The sequence below is a fragment of the Pseudomonas sp. GM50 genome, assembly GCF_000282375.1.
Taxonomy (GTDB): domain Bacteria; phylum Pseudomonadota; class Gammaproteobacteria; order Pseudomonadales; family Pseudomonadaceae; genus Aquipseudomonas.
This window is the reverse complement of the sequence record NZ_AKJK01000013.1, coordinates 1-26,231: the sequence shown is the minus strand read 5'-3', so window position 1 is coordinate 26,231 and position 26,231 is coordinate 1. Positions and strand designations below refer to the sequence as shown.

Sequence of the window (26,231 nt, the reverse complement as noted above, 5' to 3'; positions counted from 1 at the left end):
GCCCTTAGAGAACTGCTTTCGGGTAGGAACCCAGCACTTTGAGTGCTACTGCTTCCTGACTGATCTTTTCCAGCACACCTTTGACCAGTGGGTCGCGGTGGTGGCCGACGAAGTCGATGAAGAACACGTAGGTCCATTTACCGCTGCGCGACGGACGGGTCTCGATGCGCGTCAGGTCGATGCCGTTGTCGTGGAACGGCACCAGCAGCTCGTGGAGCGCGCCGGGTTTGTTGCTCATGGAGACGATGATCGAGGTCTTGTCGTCGCCGGTCGGCGGTACTTCCTGGCTGCCGATCATCAGGAATCGCGTGGAGTTGTCCGGACGATCCTCGATTTTCTCGGCCAGACGGGTCAGCCCGTACAAGCCTGCGGCCATGTCGCCGGCAATCGCCGCCGAGTTCCACTCACCCTTGACCCGCTTGGCCGCTTCGGCGTTGCTCGAAACCGCCACGCGCTCGACATTCGGGTAATGGGCGTCCAGCCACTTGCGGCACTGGGCCAGGGACTGGGCGTGGGAATAGATGCGGCTGATGCTGTCGGTCTTGGTGTTTTCACCCACCAACAGGTGATGGTGAATACGCAGCTCGACTTCGCCACAGATCACCATGTCGTGTTCGAGGAAGCTGTCGAGGGTGTGGTTGACCGCGCCCTCGGTGGAGTTTTCCACCGGGACCACGCCAAAGTTCACCGCACCGGCCGCGACTTCACGGAACACTTCGTCGATCGCCGCCATCGGCTTGCTGATCACCGCGTGACCGAAGTGCTTCATGGCTGCAGCCTGGGTGAACGTACCTTCAGGGCCGAGGTAAGCCACTTTCAGCGGCTGCTCGAGGGCCAGGCACGAGGACATGATTTCGCGGAACAGCCGCGCCATCTCTTCGTTGCCCAGCGGCCCCTGATTACGCTCCATCACACGCTTGAGCACCTGAGCTTCACGCTCAGGACGATAGAACACCGGCACTTCGCCTTCGGCCAGCGAGGCCATCTTTACTCGCGCAACTTCCTGGGCGCAGCGTGCGCGCTCACTGATCAGCTCCAGGACTTTTTCGTCCAGGGCATCAATGCGCAGGCGCAGTGCCTTGAGTTCTTGCTCAGACATTAGCCGTGTTCCTTCTCGAACTCTGCCATGTACGAAACCAGTGCGTTGACCGCAACGATGTCGACGGCGTTATAGATGGAGGCACGCATGCCGCCCACGGAACGGTGGCCCTTGAGGTTCAGCAGGCCACGTTCGTCGGCACCGGCCAGGAACGGCTTGTCGAGACGATCGTCGGCCAGACGGAACGGCACGTTCATCCACGAGCGGTCAGACTTGTTGATCGGGTTGCTGTACAAGCCGCTGGCGTCGATGAAGTCATACAGCGTGCGCTGCTTCACTTCATTGAGCTTGCCGATGGCTTCGACGCCACCCTGCTCTTTCAGCCACTCGAACACCAGACCGGACAAGTACCAGGCCAGCGTTGGCGGGGTGTTGTACATCGAGCCGTTATCGGCCGCGACCTTGTAGTTGAGCATGGTCGGGCAAATGGAACGGGCGTGACCCAGCAGGTCTTCGCGCACGATGTTCACGACGACGCCACTCGGGCCGATGTTTTTCTGGGCGCCGGCGTAGATCATGCCAAAACGCGAAACATCCACCGGACGCGAGAGAATGTCCGAGGACATGTCGGCCACCAGCGGTACATCACCGGTTTCCGGAATCCATTGGAATTCCAGGCCGCCGATGGTTTCGTTCGGTGCGTAGTGAACGTAGGCCGCATCTTTCGACAGGTTCCATTCGTTCTGACCGGGAATAGCGAAATAGTCGTAAGGCTTGGCGGTAGCGGCAACGTTGACGTTTCCGTAGCGCGAAGCTTCTTCGATGGCTTTCTGCGACCAGATACCGGTATCGATATAGTCGGCGGTGCCGCTTTCCGGCAACAGGTTCAGAGGAATCTGAGCGAATTGCTGGCTCGCGCCACCTTGCAGAAACAGCACTTTATAGTTCGAGGGGATATTCAGCAGATCACGCAGATCCTGCTCGGCCTTGGTGGCAATGGACACGAACTCATCGCTGCGATGGCTCATTTCCATGACCGACAGGCCCTTGCCATGCCAATCAAGGAGTTCACCCTGGGCGCGCTTCAGGACAGCTTCGGGAAGCGCCGCAGGACCGGCACAGAAGTTATAGGCTCTCTTGCTCACATCCAATCTCGCTCTGATTTGGTGGTATCACGCAATAAATCACAACATCAATCGCCACGAAACTCATGTGGGAGCGGGCTTGTGTGGCGAGGGGGCTTGCCCCCGTTCGATTGCGAAGCAATCGTAAACCGGTCACCGCTTTCTAATGCAAGATCGCGGTGGCTGATTTCAGGGGCGCTTCGCACCCCAACGGGGGCAAGCCCCCTCGCCACAAAAGCTCCCACACCGGACCTTCGTGGGTGTCAATATTCTCAAGGGACAAATAACAAGGGGGCGAATCTTCATCCGCCCCCTGCTTGCCCGCTTACTCTTGCGGCTCTTCGTCAGCGGCGGCGTCGAGTTGCTGGTCTTCGGCAACGTCGTCGATCACGACCTCACCGTCGAACACTGCACCCTCTTCACCTTCAAGCCCTTCGCCTTCCAGCTCTTCGCCTTCGACTTCCGATGGCTCTTGAACCCGCTCCAGGCCCACCAGCGTTTCATCGCTGGCCAGTTTGATCAGGGTCACGCCCTGGGTGTTACGACCCAGGCTCGACACTTCGTCGACACGGGTACGAACCAAAGTCCCCTGGTCGGAAATCAGCATGATTTCCTCGCCGTCGAGCACCTGAACCGCGCCGACCAGACGGCCGTTACGGTCGTTGCTGACCATGGCGATAACGCCCTGACCGCCACGCTTGTACTCAGGGAACTCGGTGATCGCGGTGCGCTTGCCGAAACCACGCGCCGAAGCGGTGAGGATCTGGCTGCCTTCTTCCGGGATCAGCATGGAAATCAGCTTCTGGCCTTCCGGCAGACGCATGCCGCGGACACCGCGAGCGGTACGGCCCATGGCGCGGACGTCGGTTTCCTTGAAGCGAGTGACCTTGCCACCGTCGGAGAACAGCATGACTTCGCGCTCGCCATCGGTAATGGCGGCAGAGATCAGTACGTCGCCTTCATCCAGCTCCAGCGCGATCAGGCCGACGCTGCGTTGACGGCTGAAGGATTCCAGCGGGGTCTTCTTCACAGTGCCTTTGGCAGTGGCCATGAAGATGAAATGACCTTCGGTGTATTCCTCGACCGGCAGCATGGTGGTGATGTATTCATCACTGTCCAGCGGCAGCAGGTTGACCAACGGACGACCACGGGCAGCGCGGGAGGCTTCCGGGATTTCGTAGGTTTTGAGCCAGTACACTTTGCCTTTGCTGGAGAACAGCAGCAGCGTGGTGTGGCTGTTGGCGACCAGCAGGTGAGCGATGTAGTCCTCATCCTTGACGCCGGTAGCCGATTTGCCTTTACCGCCACGACGCTGAGCCTGGTACGCAGCCAATGGCTGGGTCTTGGCGTAGCCACCGTGGGAAATGGTCACGACGCGCTCTTCTTCCGGGATCATGTCACCCAGGGTCAGGTCGAGACGGGCATCGAGAATCTCGGTGCGGCGCACGTCGCCGTACTCGGCGCGGATCACTTCCAGCTCTTCGCGAATCACTTCCATCAGGCGCGTCGCGCTGCTGAGGATACGGATCAACTCGCCGATCTGGTTGAGGATCTCTTGATACTCGGCCAGCAGCTTCTCGTGTTCCAGACCGGTCAGGCGGTGCAGACGCAGTTCCAGAATGGCTTGCGCCTGTTCCGGCGACAGGAAGTACTTGCCTTCGCGCAGACCGTATTGCGGGTCCAGGGTCTCTGGACGGCAAGAATCGGCACCGGCACGCTCGACCATCGCGACCACTGCAGAGGATTCCCAGGCAGTGCTGATCAGCGCTTCCTTGGCTTCCGACGGCGTTGGCGAAGCCTTGATCAGGGCGATGACCGGGTCGATGTTCGACAGGGCAACCGCTTGACCTTCCAGAATGTGACCACGTTCGCGCGCTTTGCGCAGTTCGAACACGGTACGGCGGGTAACCACTTCGCGACGGTGACGAACGAAAGCTTCCAGCAGGTCCTTGAGGTTGAGGATCCGCGGACGGCCGTCGATCAGCGCGACGATGTTGATACCGAACACCGCTTGCAGCTGGGTCTGGGCGTAGAGGTTGTTGAGGATCACCTCAGGCACTTCACCGCGACGCAGTTCGATCACGACGCGCATACCGTCCTTGTCGGACTCGTCGCGCAGCTCGGTGATGCCCTCGAGCTTCTTCTCTTTTACCAGCTCGGCGATCTTCTCGATCAGACGCGCCTTGTTCAGCTGGTAAGGGAGTTCGGTGATGACGATCTGCTGACGACCACCGACCTTGTCGATGTCTTCGATCATCGAGCGGGCACGCATGTAAATGCGCCCGCGACCGGTGCGGTAGGCTTCGATGATGCCGGCGCGACCGTTAATGATCGCGGCGGTCGGGAAGTCCGGACCGGGGATGTATTGCATCAGTTCATCGACGGTCAGCTCAGGGTTGTCGATGAGTGCCAGGCAACCGTCGATGACTTCACCGAGGTTGTGCGGCGGGATGTTGGTCGCCATGCCCACGGCGATACCGCTGGAGCCGTTGACCAGCAGGTTGGGAATACGGGTCGGCATGACCGCCGGGATCATTTCGGTGCCGTCGTAGTTCGGCACCCAGTCCACGGTTTCTTTGTGCAGGTCAGCCAGCAGCTCGTGCGCCAGCTTGGTCATGCGCACTTCGGTGTATCGCATGGCCGCGGCGTTGTCGCCGTCCACCGAACCGAAGTTGCCCTGGCCGTCTACCAGCAGGTAACGCAGCGAGAATGGCTGCGCCATCCGAACGATGGTGTCGTACACCGCGGTATCACCGTGAGGGTGATACTTACCGATCACGTCACCGACAACACGGGCAGATTTCTTGTACGGCTTGTTGAAGTCGTTGCCCAGCTCGCTCATCGCGAACAGCACACGCCGGTGCACGGGCTTCAAGCCATCGCGCGCATCCGGCAGTGCCCGCCCGACAATCACGCTCATCGCGTAGTCGAGGTAGGACTGCTTCAGCTCGTCTTCGATATTGACCGGGAGGATTTCTTTGGCCAGTTCGCCCATGAGAAGCCTGATTCCTTTTTCTGGTGAAACTTCGTCACATCCATATGGGACGAACGAAGCTCGCCGATGCAGACTGAGTGCCATGCACCGACTTACGACAAATCAACGAGTTATGCCATGGATCTGCGCAGTAAAGGCAGCCACATCAGGCTACCCTGGAAACCGCCGGATGTTATCACAAGAGCCGCCACGCACCTATCCCCCAGATGCGCATGGAGCATAGTTAGTTGACCGGTGACAGGCTTGAGGGAGACGAGAGGGGCTTAGAGCCAAATTTCATGGGAGATTGAAGTGTATTTGTTGCCTATCAGGCCCCATCGCGAGCAGGCTCGCTCCCACATTGGATCTGCATCGTGCACAAATCCCCTGTGGGAGCGAGCCTGCTCGCGATGGCAATCTCTCAGGAGCCAGAAATTATCAATGCAGACGCTTACGGCACATCAACTGCGCCATTTTTGCGGTGTCCGGCCGTTCGACGATGCCTTTTTCGGTAACAATCGCGTCGATCAAATCCGCAGGCGTTACGTCGAACACCGGGTTGAACGCATCGACATCCGCCCCGACCCGCTTGCCGCCAACTTCCAGCAACTCGCGGCCGTCGCGCTCCTCGAGAGGGATCTCGTCACCACTGGCCAGGTTCATGTCGATGGTCGAACTCGGCGCCACCACCATGAAGCGCACGCCGTGGTGCATGGCGTTGACCGCCAGTTGGTAGGTGCCGATCTTGTTCGCCACATCACCATTGGCGGTAATGCGGTCGGCACCGACGATCACCCAGGTCACGCCTTTGGTTTTCATGATATGCGCAGCGGCGGAATCGGCATTGAGGGTCACGGGAATGCCTTCGTTGGCCAATTCCCATGCGGTCAAACGCGAACCTTGAAGCCACGGACGGGTTTCATCGGCATAGACGCGCTCGACCATGCCCTCGATGAAAGCCCCGCGAATCACTCCCAGCGCCGTGCCGAAGCCACCTGTGGCCAGTGCGCCGGTGTTGCAGTGCGTGAGGATCGCCTGGGCGTTGCCCTGATGCTTGCGGATCAGGTCCACCCCCAGCTGGGCCATGGTCAGGTTGGCTTCGCGATCACTTTCATGGATGGCAATGGCCTCCGCCTCCAGCGCCGCCAGAGGGTCTGCGTCGTCCTTGAGGCGGTCCAGGCGGTCACGCATGCGATTCAAGGCCCAGAACAGATTAACCGCTGTTGGGCGGGAATCGGCCAGTAACGCGTAATCCTCTTCCCACGCGGCCTGCCAGTCACCGCCCTCGGCAATTCGGACGCGGGCCGACAGCACCATGGCATACGCCGCACTGATGCCAATCGCTGGCGCGCCGCGCACCACCATCGAGCGAATGGCCTCAGCCACACCCGCGGCGCTGGTGTAGGCGATCCAGGTTTCCTCGAACGGCAAAATACGCTGATCCAGCAGATACAGGGCGTCATTACGCCAATCGATGGCCTTCACCTTCTCCGCAGCCAACAGTCGATCGCGCATCCCCATACCCCGCACTCATGAACAAAAACCGCCGATTATAGCGAGCCCCACGCGAAGACGCTCGGGTATACTTCGCCATCCTTTACAAAAGCACTGGAACCGACTTTCGATGCCGACCCCCACCGCTGCGCTCGACCTGTTATTGCTGCCGACCTGGCTGGTACCCGTCGAACCGGCTGGCGTGGTCCTTAAAGAGCATGCCTTGGGCATCCGCGACGGTCGTATCGTATTTATCGGCCCGCGCGCAGCAGCCTTGAAGTTTAACGCAACCGAAGTCCGCGAATTGCCGGACATTCTGCTCAGCCCCGGCCTGATCAATGCTCACGGGCATGCGGCAATGACGCTGTTCCGCGGCCTGGCCGACGATCTGCCGCTGATGACCTGGCTGGAAAAGCACATTTGGCCCGCTGAAGCCAAATGGGTAGACGAGGCGTTCGTACGCGACGGCACCGACCTGGCCATCGCCGAGCAGATCAAAGGCGGCATCACCTGTTTCTCCGACATGTATTTCTTCCCGAAGGTTGCCAGCGAACGCGTACATAACAGCGGCATTCGCGCCCAGATCGCCATTCCGATCCTCGATTTCCCGATTCCAGGCGCCGCCACGGCGGATGAAGCCATTCGTCAGGGCGTTGAATTATTTGGCGATCTCAAGCATCACGAGCGGATCAAAATCACTTTTGGGCCCCATGCACCCTACACCGTGGGCGACGAAACCCTGGAAAAAATCCGGGTGATCGCCGAAGAACTGGACGCCTCGATTCATATGCACGTCCATGAAACCGCTTTCGAAGTGCAGCAGTCGGTCGAGCAGTGCGGCGAACGCCCGTTGGCCCGCCTTGGCCGCCTGGGCCTGCTCGGACCGCGCCTCCAGGCCGTTCACATGACCCAGATCAGCGATGAAGACCTGATGCTGCTGGTAGAAAGTAACACCAATGTGATTCATTGCCCGGAGTCGAACCTGAAGCTGGCCAGCGGTTTCTGCCCGGTCGAGCGCTTGTGGCAGGCCGGGGTCAATGTGGCGATCGGCACCGATGGCGCGGCCAGCAACAATGACCTCGACCTGCTCGGCGAAACCCGCACCGCTGCGTTGCTGGCCAAGGCCGTCGCTGGCTCCGCCACCGCGCTGGACGCCCATAGTGCCCTGCGCATGGCCACGCTCAATGGCGCTCGCGCGCTGGGAATCGAAGCTGAAACGGGTTCGCTGGAAGTCGGCAAAGCGGCGGACATCGTCGCGTTCGACCTGTCGGGCCTGGCGCAGCAACCGGTCTACGACCCGGTTTCGCAACTGATCTATGCCACTGGCCGCGACTGCGTGAAACACCTTTGGGTCGCCGGCAAGCAACTGCTCGACGACCGTCGCTTGACCCGCGTGGATGAAGCACGGCTGTGCGCCACCGCCAAGGCCTGGGGCAGGCGCATCAGCGGCCACACCGAATCGTAAGCACCGAATTGTAAGCACCCTGGACCGAAACCGGGGCAACAGGATTTTTCAAGTTTTAGAGGACTGACACCATGAGCAACGTCGACTACGCCGAAATCGCCAAATTCGAAGCCCTGGCCCATCGCTGGTGGGATCGCGAAAGCGAGTTCAAACCGCTGCACGACATCAACCCGCTGCGGGTCAACTGGATCGACGAGCGCGTCAATCTGGCCGGCAAGAAAGTCCTCGACGTCGGTTGCGGCGGCGGCATCCTCAGCGAAGCCATGGCTCAGCGCGGCGCGACCGTGACGGGCATCGACATGGGTGAAGCGCCGCTGGCCGTCGCTCAGCTGCATCAGCTGGAATCCGGCGTGAGCGTCGAGTATCGGCAGATCACCGCCGAAGCCCTGGCCGAAGAAATGCCCGAGCAGTTCGACGTAGTGACTTGCCTGGAAATGCTTGAACACGTGCCGGATCCGTCGTCGGTCATCCGCGCCTGCTTCAAAATGGTCAAACCGGGCGGCCAGGTGTTCTTCTCCACCATCAACCGCAACCCGAAGGCGTATCTGTTCGCCATCGTCGGCGCCGAATACATCATGAAGTTGCTGCCACGCGGCACCCACGACTTCAAGAAATTCATTCGCCCGTCGGAGCTTGGCGCCTGGAGCCGCATGGCCGGCCTGACCGTCAAGGACATCATCGGTTTGACCTATAACCCGCTGACCAAGCACTACAAGCTGGCCGCCGATGTCGACGTCAACTACATGATCCAGACCCTGCGCGAGGAGTAAGCCGATGCGTATCAGAGCAGTTCTTTTCGACATGGACGGCACCCTGCTCGACACCGCGCCGGATTTCATCGCCATCTGCCAGGCGATGCGCGCTGATCGTGGTTTGCCGCCAATCAACACTCAACACATTCGCGATGAAATTTCCGGCGGCGCCAAGGCGATGGTCGCTGCGAACTTTTCCATGGACCCGGAATCGCCGGGGTTCGAGGACCTGCGTCAGGAATTCCTCGACCGTTACCTCAAGGGTTGCGCGGTCCACAGCCATCTGTTCGACGGCATGGCCGAGGTACTGGAGAAAATCGAAAAGGCCAACCTGATCTGGGGCGTGGTCACCAACAAACCGGTGCGTTTCGCCGAGCCGATCATGCAACAGCTGGGCCTGGCCGAACGTTCGAAAGTACTGATTTGCCCCGACCATGTGAAGAACAGCAAACCGGACCCGGAGCCGCTGATCCTGGCGTGCAAGATGCTCGACCTGGACCCGGCCAGCGTGCTGTTTGTGGGCGATGATCTGCGGGACATCGAATCCGGCCGCGATGCTGGCACCAAAACCTGCGCGGTGACCTACGGTTATATTCACCCGGACGATAACCCCAAGCACTGGGGCGCGGACGTGGTGATCGATCATCCGCTGGCGTTGCTCAAGGTGCTGGATAACGCTTTGTGCAGTTGCTGATCTAATTGGGCGGCAGGAAGCATTTTGTGGCGAGGGGGCTCGTCGGAACGCCGCATCGCCCCGTTAGGTCGCGAAGCGGCCCTCCATTTGGTAGCTTCAGTCAGACCGTGTTCTCAGGTTTTACGACTGCTTCGCAGCCGAACGGGGGCAAGCCCCCTCGCCACAATAAGCTCCCTCGCCACAGATACGATGCCTGCCTGTTGAATTGTTGTGAGGTTTTTTATGTTTGATTATTCCGCCCGCCCTGAATTGCTCAAGGATCGGGTCATCCTGGTCACCGGCGCTGGCCGTGGTATCGGCGCTGCCGCTGCAAAAACCTACGCCGCCCACGGCGCCACCGTGCTGTTGCTGGGCAAGACCGAAGCCAACCTGACTCAGGTCTACGACGAAATCGAAGCCGCCGGGCATCCACAACCCGCTGTGATTCCGTTCAATCTGGAAACCGCACTGCCTCATCAATACGATGAACTCGCAGCCATGATCGAGACCGAGTTCGGCCATCTCGACGGCTTGCTGCACAACGCCTCGATCATCGGTCCCCGGACACCGATCGAGCAGTTGTCCGGCGAGAACTTCATGCGCGTCATGCACGTCAACGTCAACGCCATGTTCATGCTTACCAGCACCCTGCTGCCACTGCTCAAGCTGTCTCAGGACGCCTCGGTGGTGTTCACCTCCAGCAGCGTTGGTCGCAAGGGTCGTGCGTACTGGGGCGCTTACGGCGTTTCCAAGTTCGCTACCGAAGGCCTGATGCAAACCCTGGCCGACGAAGTAGACACAGTGGCACCGGTGCGTTCCAACAGCATCAACCCCGGAGCTACTCGCACCAGCATGCGCGCTCAGGCCTACCCCGGTGAAAACCCGCTGAACAACCCGACACCCGAGGAGATCATGCCGGTCTACCTTTACCTGATGGGTCCGGACAGTACCGGCATCAATGGTCAGGCATTTAACGCTCAGTAATGCCCGTGCGTCGCTTTTCTGCCGCGACGGCTTCCCGCCGCGGCACTCAAACTCGGTGGCAACCACCCCTGCTTCAAGTCAAATAAATGTCACCGCCCTTCGCGATTCCTCTCGCATGACCTTCCAGTATTTTGATTTTTAAAGCTTTTTATTCGACTGAACCGAATGGCACGACTTTCGCTCTAATTTTGCTCAGACACGCCGTGTGAAAGCAGACGAGGCGGAGCTTGAGCCGATAGGTTACTAATCTTCGGTAAAGCGGACTAAACTCGTGCCAAATGTCCTACGGGACTGATGGACCAGTATGACGCGCAGCCCAAAGCCGCTCTCACCCAGCCTGTAAGACAGCCTTACTGCTCAGGGGCTCACGCCATATGAAATCACCTTCCCAGACCAACGCAATTGACTTCGACAGTGCCAAATTGCAACGCCTGGGCTTTGGTCAGCAGCCTCCCCTCCTGGAGCGGCCCGTCAGTCTTGCGCAGTTGCGCCAAGCGCTGGGCCTGCAACTGCAAACCAGTCTTGAGCCGCAACGCATTCTCGGACTTTTCTTCCGTGAAATTCAGCGCCTTGTGCCGCTGGATGCCTTGAGTTACGAACATCAGCCCAGCGACTTGCGCCTGCAATTCGGCGCGCGGGGTCATCATTCAATCAGCTACATCCTCAGCCATGAAGGCGAGCAATTGGGCGAGCTGGTGTTCCGTCGCAATCAGCGTTTCAGTGAACAGGAACAGGGCAACCTGGAGTCACTGTTGTCGACCCTGCTCTTCCCCATGCGAAACGCTCTGCTCTACCGAGCGGCGACTCAAAGTGCATTGCGTGATCCGCTGACCGATACCGGCAACCGCATCGCTATGGATCAGACGCTGGAACGGGAAATCGAAATGTCGCGGCGACACTCCCAACCCCTGTCGCTGTTGATGCTGGACATCGATCACTTCAAACAGATCAACGACACCTACGGGCACAGCGCCGGCGATGAAGTGCTGAAGGCCGTCGCAGCCTCGATCAAAAACCAGTTGCGCAATGTCGATATGGTGTTCCGGTTTGGTGGCGAAGAATTCCTGATTCTGCTGTCCAACACCAGTCGGGAAGCTGCAGCCATGATCGGTGAGCGACTGCGGTTTGCGGCGCAGGCTCAGGACTATGAAGCCGAGGGCAAGATGATCGAGCTGACGGTCAGCATCGGTTGCTCGACGCTGCTGCCCGGCGAATCTGCCGAGAGTCTGTTGCGACGGGCCGACAGTGCGTTGTATGTGGCCAAGCGCGAGGGGCGTAACCGGCTGGCGATGGCGGGCTGATATTTCAGCACCGCTGCATAACCAATGTGGGAGCGGGCCCGTGGCGAGGGGGCTCGTCGGAACGCCGCACCGCCCCGTTGGGCTGCAAAGCAGCCCCCAAATCTCTGATGTACCAAAGATCTTGTGAGTGCTACGCACTCAAACGGGGGCGAGCCCCCTCGCCACAGGTTCGCTCCCACATTTGGTTTGTATTGCTCAGTGGATCAGCTTTCGGCCAACGCCATCCGCTCACGGGCTACCGGGGGTTTCACTGCCAGTTCCAACTGCATGCAACGTTCCAGGAACAGATACATGTAGTCGTAACTTTTGCAGACAGCCTGGCGCAGTTCCACTTGCAGTGCCTTGCTCGGGTTCATGCCCGCCAAGGTGCAGATGATTTCCAGCGCTTCCCATGGATGGGCATCGTCATACTGGGCGTGCATCTTCAACCACTTCATGGCCCGCTTGCGATCTTCCTCGGGGAACGCTGCCGCGTAGACGCCACTGGAACAGACCAGCGCCGACCACTCTCCGGTCGCACCCTCGATGGCGTAGTTGGTGGCGGCGATGGCCACGATCAGCGAGTCCGACGAACTGGTGTGCCAGCACCAGTGGCTCAAGGCATGAAGCTCAGGGGCCACCTGTTGGGCTTGCAGATCTTCCAGGCTGATACCGTGAGCACGGCTCCAATGCACCCAGTAATCGGCATGGTTCAATTCGACGCGAATGTTGCGCATCAGCCAGCGACGCGCCATGTCTTCGCCAGGGTGGCGCGCAAAACGGGTCTTGGTCAGGTTCTGTGCCATGTACAAAGCGAACTGTTCGACCACCGGCCAGCCACCAATAAGGTACTGACGCATGGTTTTTGCACTGAGTTTGTTATCTCGCATGCGTTGATACAGTTCGTGTCCGACAACCCGGCGCTTGCTCTCGCTGCAATCCTGGATCAGTTGCTGAGCCCAGGCGGGATAACTTGCAGCTTCCATGAGTGGTCCGGTTCTGTTGAATGTGTCGATCACTGTCGCGCTCCTTTTGATTGTGATTTTCAGATCAACAAAAGTTTCAACGGAACGTGCCGGGCGCCTTGAACAACAAAGGTCGGGGCCGGGCAGGACGACTTTGCAAACTATCCCAGGTAAACAGATGCGGGCGTTCAATCACATACCCTTGAGCGTAATCCACCCCGATCTCCAGCAATGCCTGCTCGATCTGAGGTGTTTCAACGAACTCGGCAATCGTGCGCTTACCCATGACATGACCGATGTGATTGATCACTTCGACCATGGCGCGGTTAATCGGGTCGTCCAGCATATCCTTTACGAAACTCCCGTCGATCTTCAGGAAGTCTACAGGTAAATGTTTCAAGTAAGCGAATGAGGACATACCAGCGCAAAAGTCATCTAGCGAGAAATAACAACCTAAACCTTTGAGTTCATTGATAAATCTAATCGCACTGCCCAGATTTGCAATCGCACTGGTTTCTGTAATTTCAAAACAAATCATTTCAGGTGGAATTGAATATGCAACAAACTGTTCACGAAGGAAGTCCAGAAACGCCTCATCTCCGATAGTAATACCTGACAGATTTATCGCACACATGGCCAACGGCCCTGCGCGCTCTTCAGCGATGCATTGGGCAATGACCTTGAAAACATTTTCCACCACCCAACGGTCAATCGACGTCATCAAACCGTAACGCTCGGCAGCCGGAATGAAACTGTCCGGCAGAATCATGCGCCCCGCTTCGTCATGCAGGCGCAGCAGGATTTCGATATGCCCGCGGCCCTGCTCGTCAGTGCCAAGGGGCGCGATTTCCTGGGCATACAGACAGAAGCGGTTTTCTTCCAATGCTACGTGCAGGCGCTGCACCCAGGCCATCTCCCCAAAACGCAGGGACAGCTCCGAGTCGTCGACGTGATAGACCTGAACCCGGTTGCGGCCCTTTTCCTTGGCCATATAACAAGCCATGTCAGCGGCCCGTAGCGAAGCTTCGAGGGTGGCCGGACTCTGGGCCACATGCACCAGACCGATACTCACGGTGGTCACGAACGGCCGGCCCTTCCAGACAAAATGCAGGTTCTGCACGGTCTGGCGCAGGCCCTCGGCGATTTTTTCGGCCGCTTCCGGCGCGCAGTTTTCCAACAGTATGCCGAACTCGTCGCCACCCAATCGGGCCAGGGTGTCGCCTTCACGCAAACCTGATTGCAACAACGCACAGATATGCCGCAACAGCTCGTCGCCCGCTGCATGACCGCAGGTGTCGTTGACCAGTTTGAATTGATCCAGGTCGAGAAACATCAAGGCGTGACGCCCCGCCTGGCGCGTCAGGTTATGCAGGGCCTGTTCGAGGCGATATTCGAATTCGCGGCGGTTGGCCAGCCCGGTCAGGGCGTCATGGGTCGCCTGCCACGACAGATTGGCGATGTACTGTCGCTCCTGGGTCATGTCATGCAGCACCAGCACGGTGCCACTGACCTTGCCCGTATTACGGATCGGCGCACCGACCAGAGTGACCGACACCGTGCTGCCATCAAGACGCTGGATCAGTTTGGAATGCTCGCTGCCACCGCTGAGCTGACCGCTCAAAATGTGCTCGATCAAGGTAAAACCGTCGGCCTGAGCGTTCTCGTCCAGCAGATTGAACAGCGCCGCCAATGGCAACCCCGCCGCCTGTTCGGCTTTCCAGTGAGTCAAGGACTCGGCGGCCGGATTCATATAGGCAATCGCACCCTCGACATCCGTGGTGATCACCCCATCGCCAATCGATTGCAGAGTGATCTGTGCCCGGTCTTTCTCCAACTGCAAGGCAGCGGCGAAGGCATGGCGCTGCTTGAGCAGTTTATGAGTGCGCAGCAGGGCCAACACAATCAAACCCAGCGCGGTGGCGAGGTTCGTCACCAACAGCAGCCGGAGAATCACCCGCGAGCCTTCGCCCAAAGCGTCGCTGAACGCTTTGGCGGCAGGTGTCACGCCATCGTTGATGGCAAAAATCTGGTCTTTCCAGCGTTTGACGTCGGCATCGGTGACCTGGCTATCGGCAATGCGCTGATGCATCTCCCGCGCGACGTCATCGAGTCGCACCAGGTACGCGTCACCGACCGTCCAGAGGTCGATGGCTTTTTCAAGGTAACTGAAGTGGCGGAAATTGAGGTACAGCCAAATCAGGCTGGAGACGTCGTCCGGGTGGTTGCCGCCCTTGAGGATCGCGATCCGCGCCGCCTCGATATTCGGAGGCTGATGATCCAGCGCCAGACGCAATTCATGGCCACCCTGAGGCACCGCAATCGCATTCTGGTATTTGAGAAAAATCGTTTCGTCGCGACTGTCGGCGTAGAGATTGAGGTAATAGATGGCGTCTTTCTGGCCCTTGGACCACAGGCTTTCACCACCGACGTAGCCGCGTACCGCCGAAAGAACGTAAAGACTGACGCTTCCCAACACTGCCTGAAATAACACGACGGCGATAAAAGGCCAGACGATGCCCAACAACCGAGGGGTTCCGAGAGTCCGTTTCTGCTTCATGAGGTCCTTTACGTACGCACTACCAGATCATCATCAGGTTGAAACCGCTATCGCTAGACTAGGGTGCGATCGTGATCCCGACAAGTGCGAACCTGCTGTCATCCTTGAGCAAGGATTTCGCAATACATATGTACCGCACGGCTTCTCGTATGAATCGTTGTAATCGATGGCGTGCAACAGCACGAAAACCATCCGAAACAACGAACAATGAGAAAGCACACCATGCCAACGCTTTTTAGCTCTGCATCAGCAGACATCCAAGACGCATCCCCGTCCGCAACGCAGGTGTATCAAAGCCAATTGGAGGACTATGAACTGTTGCTGTCCTTCATGCGTGCCGAAATCGGTTCGATTTCCCAATTCAGGCAAACCCTGCTCAAGCCCCGCACGTTCTCCCCCCTGGACCAGGAAAACGAAACGGGCCAGGAGGCCTTGCAACAGTTACTGAAAACGACCGACTACCTGGTGTTGTGCAAAAAGCACAAAGTTTCCCCCTATTATCTGATGGTCACCCTCAGAGACGGGGCCTACGTCTACGAGACATCGAATCGCGGCAGCGAAAAAAAGGTCATCTTGCCGATACGCGGGCATGCAAGCTTGCAAGTGCTGACAACCCGGATCGAAAAGTCCGCCACATTGATGGGTGGAGAAATTCGCTATGACCGCCTTGTCAGTCTGCCCGGCATCGCCACATTTTACGGTATCGCACCGTGGGATCCGGCAGACACTGCCGCCCATAAAGCCGCCACCGATACTGTTGAAGAAAGGATCGCCAGCTATCGTTTGGGTCTGGAGGATGACTTCAACATTCTCGACCTGAGGCGCCGTCCCACCGAAAAAGATCGCGCGGTGATACGAACCGTCCTGCCCGCCTCCTCGGCCCCTTCCCAGGTCGACAGGCAGAAATTGCAAGCACAGCTTATTGCCAGGGAAATAGTCGACGCCGCCATTAAATTTCTGCCGCAGACCAACACTTCCCTTCTGACCTACCTCGCCCAAGACGTTCTTCCCTCTGCCACTATTGAACAGGTGCGGGCAACGCCAACTGTTTATCTGCAAAAAATCCTGCAGGGCCCGGAAGCCAAGAAGCTTGCAACGATCTTACTGTCGGTGATGGATTGGTACGGGGGGGAAACCGGCGAAGAGACCTCGCCGCAGATCCGCACCAAAGTAGTCGCCAATGCACTGCAAATGTGGCTGAAAACGCCGACCAGCGAGAATCCCGACGGGATCGCCGGTTTCGACTGGCAGTCTCGTTCACACTGGGGAAAGAGTTATCAGGCTATCTGGCACGAATTCGAAACCCATCTCCGCTCAAAGCGGGCATCGTCGGAAAAAGAAGCGGTTGTTATTGCAAGGTTGTTTCTGGGTCAGTTTCCCACTGAGTTCGGCGTCAACGATATTCCGCCCGACCTTGCGTACAGGAGTTCCGTCGTCTGGGTGAACTTCGTCAACGGCGTGAACCTGATCAATGCGACCGATCCCAAGGCCTTGCGCAGGATGACTTTTCAGAAACTGGTCAACTTGCCCCTCCAACGGGCTGAAGCCGCGACCAGGGAACAACTGAATGAGATCAGCCTGGCGCGGCTGCTGCCGACGCTCGACTGGGCCGTGACCCAAGGGGTCATCCTGCAAAAACATCGTGAGGATTACACGCAGTCCGAGATTGCGCTGGCGCTAACGGCACTGGATAAACACACCGGCGCGCTCAACGATTCGATCACCCTGCTCAAGGAAGAACCGCCCCAACGAATGTCGATGGCGAAAACAGTCGCGCAGAAGTTCTTTGGAAAACGCTATGTAGAGCAAGGTCGAAAAGTGGCAAGGAAGCGTCAGGAATCGATACTGTGGAATAGCGTGCCGACGCTCCGCGGCAAGGAGTATGACTATTACTCGCTTATCGACGTCCTGGCTTCGGATGAGCTCGATAATCAGACACGATGGTATTACACACTAAGTGACGGCTCCCGCAGCACATGTTTTTTCAGCATAAACAGCGACCGGCACATAACGGCGACCTTCGACGACTTATTCTCCACGTCGGGGATACCGATAGCGCGCGGCGCCCTGCCTGACGTCAAAACCGAGTTCCATAAAAGTTTCCAAAGTCATCAGGAACAACAGACAACGGCTTATAAAACGCTGATCAGCAGTCAATTGGCGTCGCTTGCGTTCTCTGATCGCCAGGCCATCGAATCGGGCGAACTGAAAATCTACAGCCTGAGAAAGGAAACCAGCCGTGTCGAGGCTCAGAACGAAACATCCGAAATGATCCTGCCGCTGCGAGCCCGCAATGGGCTGATTTTGCAAACAACCTGCGTCACCGAAACGAGGACCTACGAACTGCTGCCCAGAGCAGGCGTGATACGCCGCATCGAAAACCTTGCTCCGAAAAAATTCGGCGCTGCCGAAAAGACTGAGCAGTGGCGTACCGCTAAATCGACCGTCTCCGTATCGGTATTACGCCATAAGGAATTACCGTTTGACTGGGACGCTCATGCAACTGGGAGCACACCGAAGAAGGGCGCGGTTTGCCAGGCAATCATCGAACAACTGGGTAACGCTTTCACCGCGCCTCCCGATACCGTGGCAACTTCAAATAACGTTCCGCTGACGCTGTTCTCACCCCGTTGCATGGAAATCAGCGATTTCATTGCCACCCATTTACTATTCATAGATCCAAAAAAACTTTACACAACCGCCTACGGGCAGACAGCGTTTGAAAAGGAAAAGGCCGATAAAGATAAAACTCTCGAAATTATCAAGATATTCGTGCCGTTCTGGAAAAGTATCGAAGATCTGGCGTCGGGAGACAAAACGCGCCTGATCAATGGAGCGTTCGGGCTATTTACCGACCTGGCGTCATTTGCATTGCCCGTCGGCAAGTTTGCTTCGGGCTCGGCAAAGTTGATCAGCAATGCAGGCCGTCTGACCTTGCGCGCCAGACTTCCCGAGTTTGCGTCACTGACCAAAGAGTTGCTGATTTTGACTCTGCAAGCACTGAACCCGATTGATGGCATCGGGCAGTTGCTCAAGGCGTTGGGAACAAGAGGGTTGAAATCAGGCCGATTCGGCATTGCCCAGGTCAAGGAGCTGGCGGGCAAAGCCGGTCATTATGACTTCGCCCGCAGTTTGCCGCAGATAAGCGATGGCGGCCGGTGGAGGCCATTGGTGAGCGGCGACCAGTTGGCCACGATCAGAGGGATCGACGACGTGCCGGTACGCAATATCACCGCCACAGGCAAGGCCAACTACCGTCTGATTGATCCGGTATCGTCCAAGCCCTATGGCCCGTCGCTCACTACCCACTCGGGTGGACTGTCATTGGGGCGTTCACGCTACAGCACGCTGGAAAACAACAATCGACACGTCATTGTCGAGCTCGCTGAAAACAGCCGCGTCCGAGAAGTACTTGAGGTCAATGGCAGCACGACACTGTTCATCAATGAGCAGCCTTATCGTTTGAAAAACGGTTCGTTGCGCCGCGCTGAACTGACGGAGGACACCTATAAGGCGATTCCCTGCCGAGTACCGCGCGCGCCCGACCCGCAGCTGTGCAAGACAAGTTATGTCGTTCGCGACCCGGCCCCTGCTCCGGATATCGGGAGCGTCGATGACGTCAAAGGTTGGGCCCCCTGGTTCGGAGATACCCTCTACACCCCGGCTACCGGCAGAGCTGCGATGCGCATTGATACGATGCTTATGCCCTCGACGCTGACCGCCACGATGGAATTTCAAAAGGGGATTTATGGGCGCGTCACGGTCAGCGTGCCCGCTGCGGGGCACGAACTGGTCGATACAGTGCGCACGGGCGCCACGATCGTCGAAGCAATGGACGGATCGAAGCACTACATTTTCATGCGCCTGGACGCCGGAAACTTTTACGTCGCCGAGCGTGCCAAGGGGCAGAACGTATTCGACACTCTGACGTTCAAGAAAGCCGACACCCTTCCCGAGGAATTGAAAAGCGAGTTGATGGTGGTCTACATCGGCTCTCTGAATGCCAACAACATGGTCAGAATCCATGGTCAGGCGTCGGTCGAACGAGCATTGAAAGCCATGGATGACATCGCCATTTCGATCGGTAGCCATGCCAACCCGCCCGATACCCTCAAATTGCTCAAGGTTGATACCAGCCCGGGGGAAGCGGCGCTGTTCGATCATTCCACAAGAATGATTGTGCGCAGCTCCACTGATGGTGCAGCAACTTGGTCGTTGTCCAAGGCCGCGCCCGACAGTGTGCGTGAAACAACCGCAGAAATTTTCAATAACCTGTTCGGTAGAACAGTCATAACCGTCGGGCCGTCGACTCAGGCAGGACCTAAAGCATTGAAAATTGATAAGACGATGATGGAACTGCAACACCTGATCAGCACAAATACAGGCCGCCCCCTGCACAGCCCCAGGAACATTGCGTTCGCAGAGATCAAGACCAAGGCAGGGGTGCGTGAGGTATACGTCAGCGTTTCCGGCCAACAAGGTGATACCGATTTTCTGCCGTTGTTTGACAAAAACAGGACTACGAACGAGGTAAAAGTCGGCAGCACCCGTTACTTCAACATCGATAGTGGACCCCGCTTCCCGGAGACGGCACTTAGCGTAACGCCCGAAGGCAAGTTGCAGGCGATCCCCCACACCATCGACAACATTGAAAAGTACACACCTAAGCTCACGTCTCGTCCCACCTCGCTGGACACCGAGAGTAAACTCATCGGCGTTATTCGAGGCAAATACCCTGACCCGAAAGATCTTGATTCCATCACGATCGCCACCACCATGGCACCGTGCGACTCATGCTCGGTGGTGATGAAGCAATTCGGTTATGACGGCAACCCCAGTGCGCTGGACGTGATCTGGAAATAAGCGCTCGCCGCGATCAATGCTGCTGCAAATGCCCATAAAGCTTGGCGTACAACCCACCATCGGCAATCAATTGCTGATGGTCACCATCCTCGGCAACCTGGCCGCCGTCGAACACCAACACCCTGTCGGCCTGCTTCACGGCCGACAACCGGTGCGCAATGATCAGCGTGGTGCGGTTGCTCAAGAACCGCGCCAGTGCCTGGTGCAGGTTGTATTCGGTGGCCGCGTCCAGGGCGGACGTGGCCTCGTCGAGGATGACCACCTTGGGTTCGGCCAACACCATCCGCGCAATCGCCAGGCGTTGACGCTGCCCGCCGGATAAACGCACACCGGAGCGCCCGACAATACTGTCCAGGCCGTTGGGCAACTCACGCACCGTGTTGTGCAGTTGAGCAATTTCCAATGCCTGCCAGCAGGCTTCGTCGCTGCGCTCGCGGCCCATGGTCAGGTTGGCGCGCACGGTGTCGTTGAACAGTGCCGGGTGCTGCAAGACCACGGCGACATTTTCACGCACGGTTTCCAGGCCGATCTCTTCCTGAGTCGAACCACCGAAACGGATGGTGCCGGCCAAAGGCGTATACAAGCCAAGCAGCAACTGCACCAGGGTGCTTTTGCCTCCCCCGCTGGCGCCGACAATCGCGACTTTTTCACCGGGGGCAATCGACAGGTTCATTTGATTCAGCACCAACTCGTCGCCGTAGCCAAAACTCAGCCCCTGAACTTCGATGCCTACCGTGTCACGCCCTTGAAACGGGTCGACACTGCCGGTGTATTGCGGTTCATCAGCGCGGGCCAGCAACTCGTTGATCCGCGACAGTGCACCGCCGGCGGCGTAAAAGGCGTATTGCAGGTTGAGCAGTTGCTCCACCGGACCGATCATGAACCACAGGTAGCTGAACACGGCCAGCATCTGGCCGATGGACAGGTCGGAAAACAGCACGGTGAGCATGGCCGCGGCGCGAAAAATATCGATGCCGAACTGGAAGAGCAAGCCGCTGGCGCGGTTCGATGCATCGGTTTTCCACTGCGAGTTCACTGCGTAATCACGCACTTCACGCGCTCGCTGGCCAAGCCGTCCAAGGAAAAAGCCCTGACGATTACCGGCGCGTACTTCCTGGATGGCATCCAGGGTTTCGGTCAAGGCCTGGGTGAAGCGCGAGGTGCTGTCGTTCTCGAGTTTCTTCAGGTGTTTGACCCGCTTGCCCAACTGCACCGTGGCATAGATCACCAGCGGGTTGAACAGCAGGATCAGCAACGCGAGTTTCCAGTGCATCCACATCAGGATGGAGGCGGTGCCCACCAGCGTCAGCATGGCGACGAGGAAACGACTGAGGGTTTCGCCGACGAATTTGTCCAGCGTGTCCAGGTCGGTGACCAGGTGCGTAGTCACCGTGCCGCTGCCCAGGCTTTCGTATTCCCCCAGCGAGATGCGCTTGAGTCGCTCGATCAGCCGCACCCGAATCCGATACACGATGTCCTTGGCCAACGCCGCAAACAATTTCGCCTGCACCACGTTGAACAACAACGCCGCACAGCGTAGTACGAGCGTCACCAGCAGCATCAGGCCAATGTAACCCGCAGCTTTCTGCCAGACGTCGGGCAGCGCGTAGTTCATGATTTTCAGCGCAGCGTCACCGTGGCCCAGCAGTACTTCGTCCACCAGCAACGGCAACAGCAAGGGGATCGGCACGCTGCACAGCGTTGCCAATACCGCAACGCCGTTGGCGATCCACAGGGATTTTTTATGGTGAAGGGCCAAGCGACGGATTTCCGCCCAGCTCAGACGGTCGACACGTGCAGGGGCTGGAACGTCGTCGGGCAGATCATGCACAGGCAGCGCGCTCCAGCCAGCGGCCGAGCAACGGTGACAACACACTCAGAGGCTGATACCCATTGGTCAGCAACGCCAATTGACCATCACGCTCTGCCAGCAAGGTCGGGAAACCGGCAATGCCCAGGTCCTGGACCCAGGTGAAATCGGCAGCGGTGGCGGCGTGCTGATCGGCACGGTCGAAGGCGGCGGCGAACTCGATGCGCGGCAAACCAGCCTGTTCTGCCAGTTCCACCAACACGCTGGCGTGGGTGACGTCGCGACCTTCGGCGTAGAACGCATGCTGGATCAGCCCGAGCAGTGTCCACGCGCAATCCGGTGCCAGGCTGCGCGCCGTCACCAGCGCCCGACACGCCGGCTCGGTGTCGTAGACAAACCCGTCGGGCAGCGCGCCTTCAAACTTGAACGGTTGGCCAGTGGCCTCGTGGACCGCCTGCCAGTGTTCAAGGATGTAGCGCCGGGTGGTCGGCTCCAATGCTGAGCCGCTGCCGGTGCGCAAACCGCCGACCACCAGATGCACGTCCACCCCCGCTGCCTGCGCCTGCTCGACCAGCGCTTTGGCCACCGGCGCAAAACCCCAGCACCAGGAACACATCGGGTCCATCACATAGAGCAGGCGACGTGCAGACATGGTTCAAGCCTCGGAAGGAGTTTGCTTGTAGTTGTAGCCGATCGGGTGCGGCATGTTGCGCGCCTTGGCCAGTTCGATCTGCTTCTGCCGGTCGATGGCACTGCGACGGGTTTTCTCGCTCAGCTTATCCCAGCAATGCGGGCAACTGATGCCGGCCACATAATGCTCGGATGCACGGTCTTCCACGCTGACGGGCGTACGACAGGCATGACATTGATCGTAGTCACCTTCGCTGAGGTCGTGACGAACGGTCACGCGGTTATCGAACACGAAGCAGTCACCCTGCCATTTGGTTTCTTCCTGCGGCACCTCTTCGAGGTACTTCAGGATGCCGCCCTTGAGGTGATAGACCTCATCGAAACCCTGGTTGAGCATGTAGCTCGAAGCCTTTTCACAGCGAATACCACCGGTGCAGAACATCGCGACTTTCTTGTGCACGGCCGGGTCGAAATTGGCTTTGATGTAGTCGGGGAATTCGCGAAAACTGGTGGTCTTCGGATCGATGGCGCCTTCGAAGGTGCCGATCGAGACTTCATAGTCGTTACGGGTGTCGATCAGCAGTACTTCCGGATCGCTGATCAGCGCGTTCCAGTTCTGTGGATCCACATAGGTGCCGACCTTTTTGTTCGGATCCACGCCTTCGACGCCCAGGGTGACGATTTCTTTCTTGAGTTTGACTTTGGTGCGATAGAACGGCTGCTCGTCGCAGTACGACTCTTTGTGATCGATGTCGTCCATGCGCGGGTCGTTCTTGAGCCAGGCCATCAGCCCGTCAATGCCTTCGCGGCTGCCGGACACGGTGCCGTTGATGCCTTCTTCGGCGATCAGCAGCGTGCCTTTGATGCCGTTGTCGACCATTGCTTGCAGCAGCGGCTCGCGCAGGGCAACGTAATCTTCCAGGGTGACGAACTTATACAGTGCCGCCACGACAATCTGTTGTGTCATGGGTGATTCTCCAGGTGGCTACCCTCGTAAGGGGTGAACCGGATGCGAAAAAAAACGCGCCGGGTAAGGGCGCGTTGCGGATTCTAGCAAAAATAAACCCTCCTGTAGGAGCATGGCTTGCCAGCGATAGCGATCTTGGATACGCCTTCGCGGGCAAGCCTCGCTCCTACAGGTGACAGGACATTAATGTTTGCTGCCGCCAGCACAGGTCGGCGAGGCCGGAGCCGCGTCGATCTGTGCCCATTCTTGCGGCGTGTAGGTATGCAGCGCCAACGCATGGAACTCGCCCATCAGTTCGCCCAAAGTGCCGTACACCTTTTGGTGACGTTTGACGCGATTGAGGCCCTCGAACTGCTGACTGACCACCACCGCCTTGAAGTGGGTCTGCAACCCACGGCTGTGCATGTGGCTTTCATCCAGCACTTGCAGATGCTCGGGCTGTAGCAGCCCAAGCGTCGATTCGATGCGTTGTTGCATGGTCATCCCGAACTCCGCTTAAGGCTTTTTCTTGGCAGGAGCGGCGGCGCCTTTAGGCTCCAGCTCGGCCGTCATGTCAGCCAGCAGTTTGTTGACCACAGGCACCGCGCTTTCCAGCTTGGCTTGAGTCATCTGGGCCGATTGCTGAGTCAGCTGCGGCATTTTTTCCAGGACTTTCTTGCCCAGTGGCGACTGGTAGAACGCAACCAGATCCTTGAGTTCGGATTCGCTGAAATTGGTGGTGTAAAGCTTGACCATGTCCGGCTTCAGCTTGTTCCAGCCAATGGCTGCGTCCAGAGCGGCGTTGGCCTTGGCCTGGTAAGTTTCCAGCAGGGCTTTTTTCGATTCAGGGGCTTTGGTCTGTTCAAAGCGCTGAGCGAACATTTGCTGCACTTGCATGTACACCGGAGTGCCCAATTTGTCAGCGTGCGCCAGGGTCAGGAAAGCTTCGGCACTGGCGTTGTGGCTGGCGGTATCGGCAAAAACCTGGCCGCTGGCGCAAACCAGTGCAACCGCGGTACAGATGGCACGAAGACGAGTCATCGAGTTTCCTTTTCTAGCAGGCGAGGCAAAACCTCAAGGGCGTCCATTCTGCACCTAAAAAAGTGTGTCACTCAACCCCAAGCCATGTCGCGCCTGATTTAGAGGGGTTGAACGGTCAAATTCCAGACTGATGGAACCACGACCGGCGATCACGGCCTAAACTGCGCTATCAGACCTACAGGAGTGCGCATGATGAGCCGTATCGAAACCGACAGCCTGGGCCAGGTGGAAGTCCCGGATGACGCTTACTGGGGCGCTCAGACACAACGCTCGCTGATCAACTTCGCCATTGGCAACGAGCGCATGCCGCTGGCGGTGCTGCACGCCCTGGCCCTGATCAAGAAAGCCGCAGCGCGCGTCAACGATCGCAATGGCGACCTGCCCGCCGACATCGCCCGGCTGATCGAACAGGCTGCCGACGAAGTACTCGACGGCGACCATGACGATCAGTTCCCGCTGGTGGTCTGGCAGACCGGCAGCGGCACCCAGAGCAACATGAACGTCAACGAAGTGATCGCCGGTCGTGCCAACGAACTGGCCGGCAACCCGCGTGGCGGCAAGGCCCCGGTACACCCCAACGATCACGTCAACCGTTCCCAGAGTTCCAACGATTGCTTCCCCACGGCCATGCACATCGCAACGGCTCAGGCGGTGCAGCAGCATTTGCTGCCGGCGATCAGTGAGTTGTCTGGCGGGTTGGCGGAGCTGTCCGCACGGCACATGAAACTGGTCAAGACCGGTCGTACCCATATGATGGACGCCACGCCGATTACCTTCGGCCAGGAACTCTCGGCGTTCATCGCGCAACTGGATTACGCCGAGCGGGCGATCCGCAGCGCGCTGCCGGCCGTCTGTGAACTGGCTCAGGGCGGCACTGCGGTCGGCACCGGATTGAACTCGCCCCACGGTTTTGGCGAAGCGATCGCGGCTGAACTGGCCGCCCTCTCCGGCCTGCCGTTCGTTACGGCCCCCAATAAATTTGCCGCTCTAGCTGGCCACGAGCCGTTGGTCACCCTCTCCGGCGCACTGAAAACCCTTGCCGTGACCCTGATGAAAATCGCCAATGACTTGCGCCTGCTGGGCTCCGGGCCGCGAGCAGGGTTTGCCGAAGTGAAACTGCCGGCCAATGAACCCGGTAGCTCGATCATGCCCGGCAAGGTCAACCCGACTCAGTGCGAAGCCCTGTCGATGCTGGCCTGTCAGGTATTGGGCAATGACGTTGCCATCGGTTTTGCCGCCAGTCAGGGCCACCTGCAATTGAACGTGTTCAAACCGGTGATCATCCACAACCTGCTGCAATCTATCCGCTTGCTGGGCGATGGCTGCAGTAACTTCCAGCAGCATTGCATCGCCGGGCTGGAACCGGATGCCGAGAAAATGGCCGAGCATCTGGAACAAGGTTTGATGCTGGTGACGGCGCTGAACCCGCATATCGGCTACGACAAGTCGGCGGAGATTGCCAAGAAGGCTTACAGCGAGGGACTGACCTTGCGTGAGGCGGCGTTGCAGCTGGGGTATCTGACGGATGAAGAGTTTGATGCGTGGGTGAGGCCGGAGGATATGTTGGAGGCTGGCAAGCAGGGGTGAATCTGAAAGTGATTTAGTGCCTGACAGTCAGTCTTCGCGAGCAAGCC

The 26,231-nt window shown here is 58.3% G+C and carries 18 protein-coding genes; 7 read left to right on the top strand and 11 right to left on the bottom strand.

Annotated features, from left to right (window positions below; genetic code table 11):
- Positions 1-4: 4 nt before the first annotated feature.
- The 4 genes from pheA to mtnA all read right to left on the bottom strand — a co-directional run bounded on the left by pheA (position 5) and on the right by mtnA (position 6,652).
- On the bottom strand, positions 5-1,099 hold the full coding sequence (gene pheA / locus PMI30_RS26235) for a prephenate dehydratase (protein WP_007899727.1): 1,095 nt from the start codon (positions 1,097-1,099) through the stop codon (positions 5-7).
- The gene (gene serC / locus PMI30_RS26240; RefSeq protein ID WP_008005955.1) at positions 1,099-2,184 is read right to left on the bottom strand and encodes a 3-phosphoserine/phosphohydroxythreonine transaminase; all 1,086 of its coding nucleotides are present in this window, start codon (positions 2,182-2,184) and stop codon (positions 1,099-1,101) included. The genes pheA and serC overlap by 1 nt, the downstream gene beginning before the upstream one ends.
- 304 nt (positions 2,185-2,488) lie before the next feature.
- Positions 2,489-5,158, bottom strand: a complete 2,670-nt coding sequence (gene gyrA, locus PMI30_RS26245; RefSeq protein WP_008005952.1) for a DNA gyrase subunit A — start codon at positions 5,156-5,158, stop codon at positions 2,489-2,491.
- A gap of 417 nt (positions 5,159-5,575) precedes the next feature.
- Entirely contained in the window at positions 5,576-6,652 is a 1,077-nt protein-coding gene (mtnA, locus tag PMI30_RS26250) for an S-methyl-5-thioribose-1-phosphate isomerase (RefSeq protein ID WP_032834806.1), read from the bottom strand.
- Positions 6,653-6,761: 109 nt separating this feature from the next.
- Here mtnA and PMI30_RS26255 point away from each other — a divergent pair, with 109 nt between their 5' ends.
- The 5 genes from PMI30_RS26255 to PMI30_RS26275 all read left to right on the top strand — a co-directional run bounded on the left by PMI30_RS26255 (position 6,762) and on the right by PMI30_RS26275 (position 11,806).
- The gene (locus PMI30_RS26255) at positions 6,762-8,096 is read left to right on the top strand and encodes a TRZ/ATZ family hydrolase (protein WP_008005939.1); all 1,335 of its coding nucleotides are present in this window, start codon (positions 6,762-6,764) and stop codon (positions 8,094-8,096) included.
- Positions 8,097-8,167: 71 nt separating this feature from the next.
- Positions 8,168-8,866: a bifunctional 2-polyprenyl-6-hydroxyphenol methylase/3-demethylubiquinol 3-O-methyltransferase UbiG gene (gene ubiG / locus PMI30_RS26260; protein WP_008005938.1), complete on the top strand. Its 699-nt coding sequence runs from the start codon at positions 8,168-8,170 to the stop codon at positions 8,864-8,866.
- Positions 8,867-8,870: 4 nt separating this feature from the next.
- Positions 8,871-9,542: an N-acetylmuramic acid 6-phosphate phosphatase MupP gene (gene mupP, locus PMI30_RS26265; RefSeq protein ID WP_008005936.1), complete on the top strand. Its 672-nt coding sequence runs from the start codon at positions 8,871-8,873 to the stop codon at positions 9,540-9,542.
- A 222-nt stretch (positions 9,543-9,764) separates the two neighbouring features.
- Positions 9,765-10,505, top strand: a complete 741-nt coding sequence (locus tag PMI30_RS26270; RefSeq protein WP_007899713.1) for a YciK family oxidoreductase — start codon at positions 9,765-9,767, stop codon at positions 10,503-10,505.
- A gap of 374 nt (positions 10,506-10,879) precedes the next feature.
- Entirely contained in the window at positions 10,880-11,806 is a 927-nt protein-coding gene (locus tag PMI30_RS26275; protein WP_008005926.1) for a GGDEF domain-containing protein, read from the top strand.
- A gap of 203 nt (positions 11,807-12,009) precedes the next feature.
- Here PMI30_RS26275 and PMI30_RS26280 read toward each other — a convergent pair whose 3' ends face one another.
- On the bottom strand, positions 12,010-12,771 hold the full coding sequence (locus tag PMI30_RS26280) for a TenA family transcriptional regulator (RefSeq protein WP_443216277.1): 762 nt from the start codon (positions 12,769-12,771) through the stop codon (positions 12,010-12,012).
- A gap of 76 nt (positions 12,772-12,847) precedes the next feature.
- Positions 12,848-15,307 (bottom strand): EAL domain-containing protein, encoded by a 2,460-nt coding sequence (locus tag PMI30_RS26285; protein WP_008005924.1) that lies wholly within the window; start codon positions 15,305-15,307, stop codon positions 12,848-12,850.
- A 222-nt stretch (positions 15,308-15,529) separates the two neighbouring features.
- Between PMI30_RS26285 and PMI30_RS26290 the strand changes: the two genes are divergently transcribed.
- A complete protein-coding gene (locus tag PMI30_RS26290) occupies positions 15,530-20,170 on the top strand; it encodes a deaminase domain-containing protein (protein WP_008005922.1) in 4,641 nt (1,546 codons plus the stop codon).
- 13 nt (positions 20,171-20,183) lie between these two features.
- Here PMI30_RS26290 and PMI30_RS26295 read toward each other — a convergent pair whose 3' ends face one another.
- From PMI30_RS26295 to PMI30_RS26315, 5 genes are all read right to left on the bottom strand, one after another.
- Positions 20,184-22,001, bottom strand: coding sequence for an ABC transporter ATP-binding protein (locus tag PMI30_RS26295; protein WP_008005919.1), 1,818 nt, complete (start codon positions 21,999-22,001; stop codon positions 20,184-20,186).
- The gene (locus PMI30_RS26300) at positions 21,994-22,596 is read right to left on the bottom strand and encodes a DsbA family protein (protein WP_177318830.1); all 603 of its coding nucleotides are present in this window, start codon (positions 22,594-22,596) and stop codon (positions 21,994-21,996) included. Before PMI30_RS26300 ends, PMI30_RS26295 begins: the two co-directional genes overlap by 8 nt.
- 39 nt (positions 22,597-22,635) lie before the next feature.
- On the bottom strand, positions 22,636-23,577 hold the full coding sequence (trhO, locus tag PMI30_RS26305) for an oxygen-dependent tRNA uridine(34) hydroxylase TrhO (protein WP_008005914.1): 942 nt from the start codon (positions 23,575-23,577) through the stop codon (positions 22,636-22,638).
- A gap of 183 nt (positions 23,578-23,760) precedes the next feature.
- Entirely contained in the window at positions 23,761-24,060 is a 300-nt protein-coding gene (locus PMI30_RS26310; protein ID WP_008005913.1) for a BolA family protein, read from the bottom strand.
- A gap of 12 nt (positions 24,061-24,072) precedes the next feature.
- A complete protein-coding gene (locus PMI30_RS26315; protein WP_008005911.1) occupies positions 24,073-24,597 on the bottom strand; it encodes a DUF2059 domain-containing protein in 525 nt (174 codons plus the stop codon).
- 192 nt (positions 24,598-24,789) lie between these two features.
- Here PMI30_RS26315 and PMI30_RS26320 point away from each other — a divergent pair, with 192 nt between their 5' ends.
- Positions 24,790-26,184 carry a class II fumarate hydratase gene (locus PMI30_RS26320; protein ID WP_032834792.1) on the top strand — a complete coding sequence of 465 codons (1,395 nt, stop codon included), beginning with the start codon at positions 24,790-24,792 and terminating at the stop codon, positions 26,182-26,184.
- The last annotated feature ends 47 nt before the right edge of the window (positions 26,185-26,231 follow it).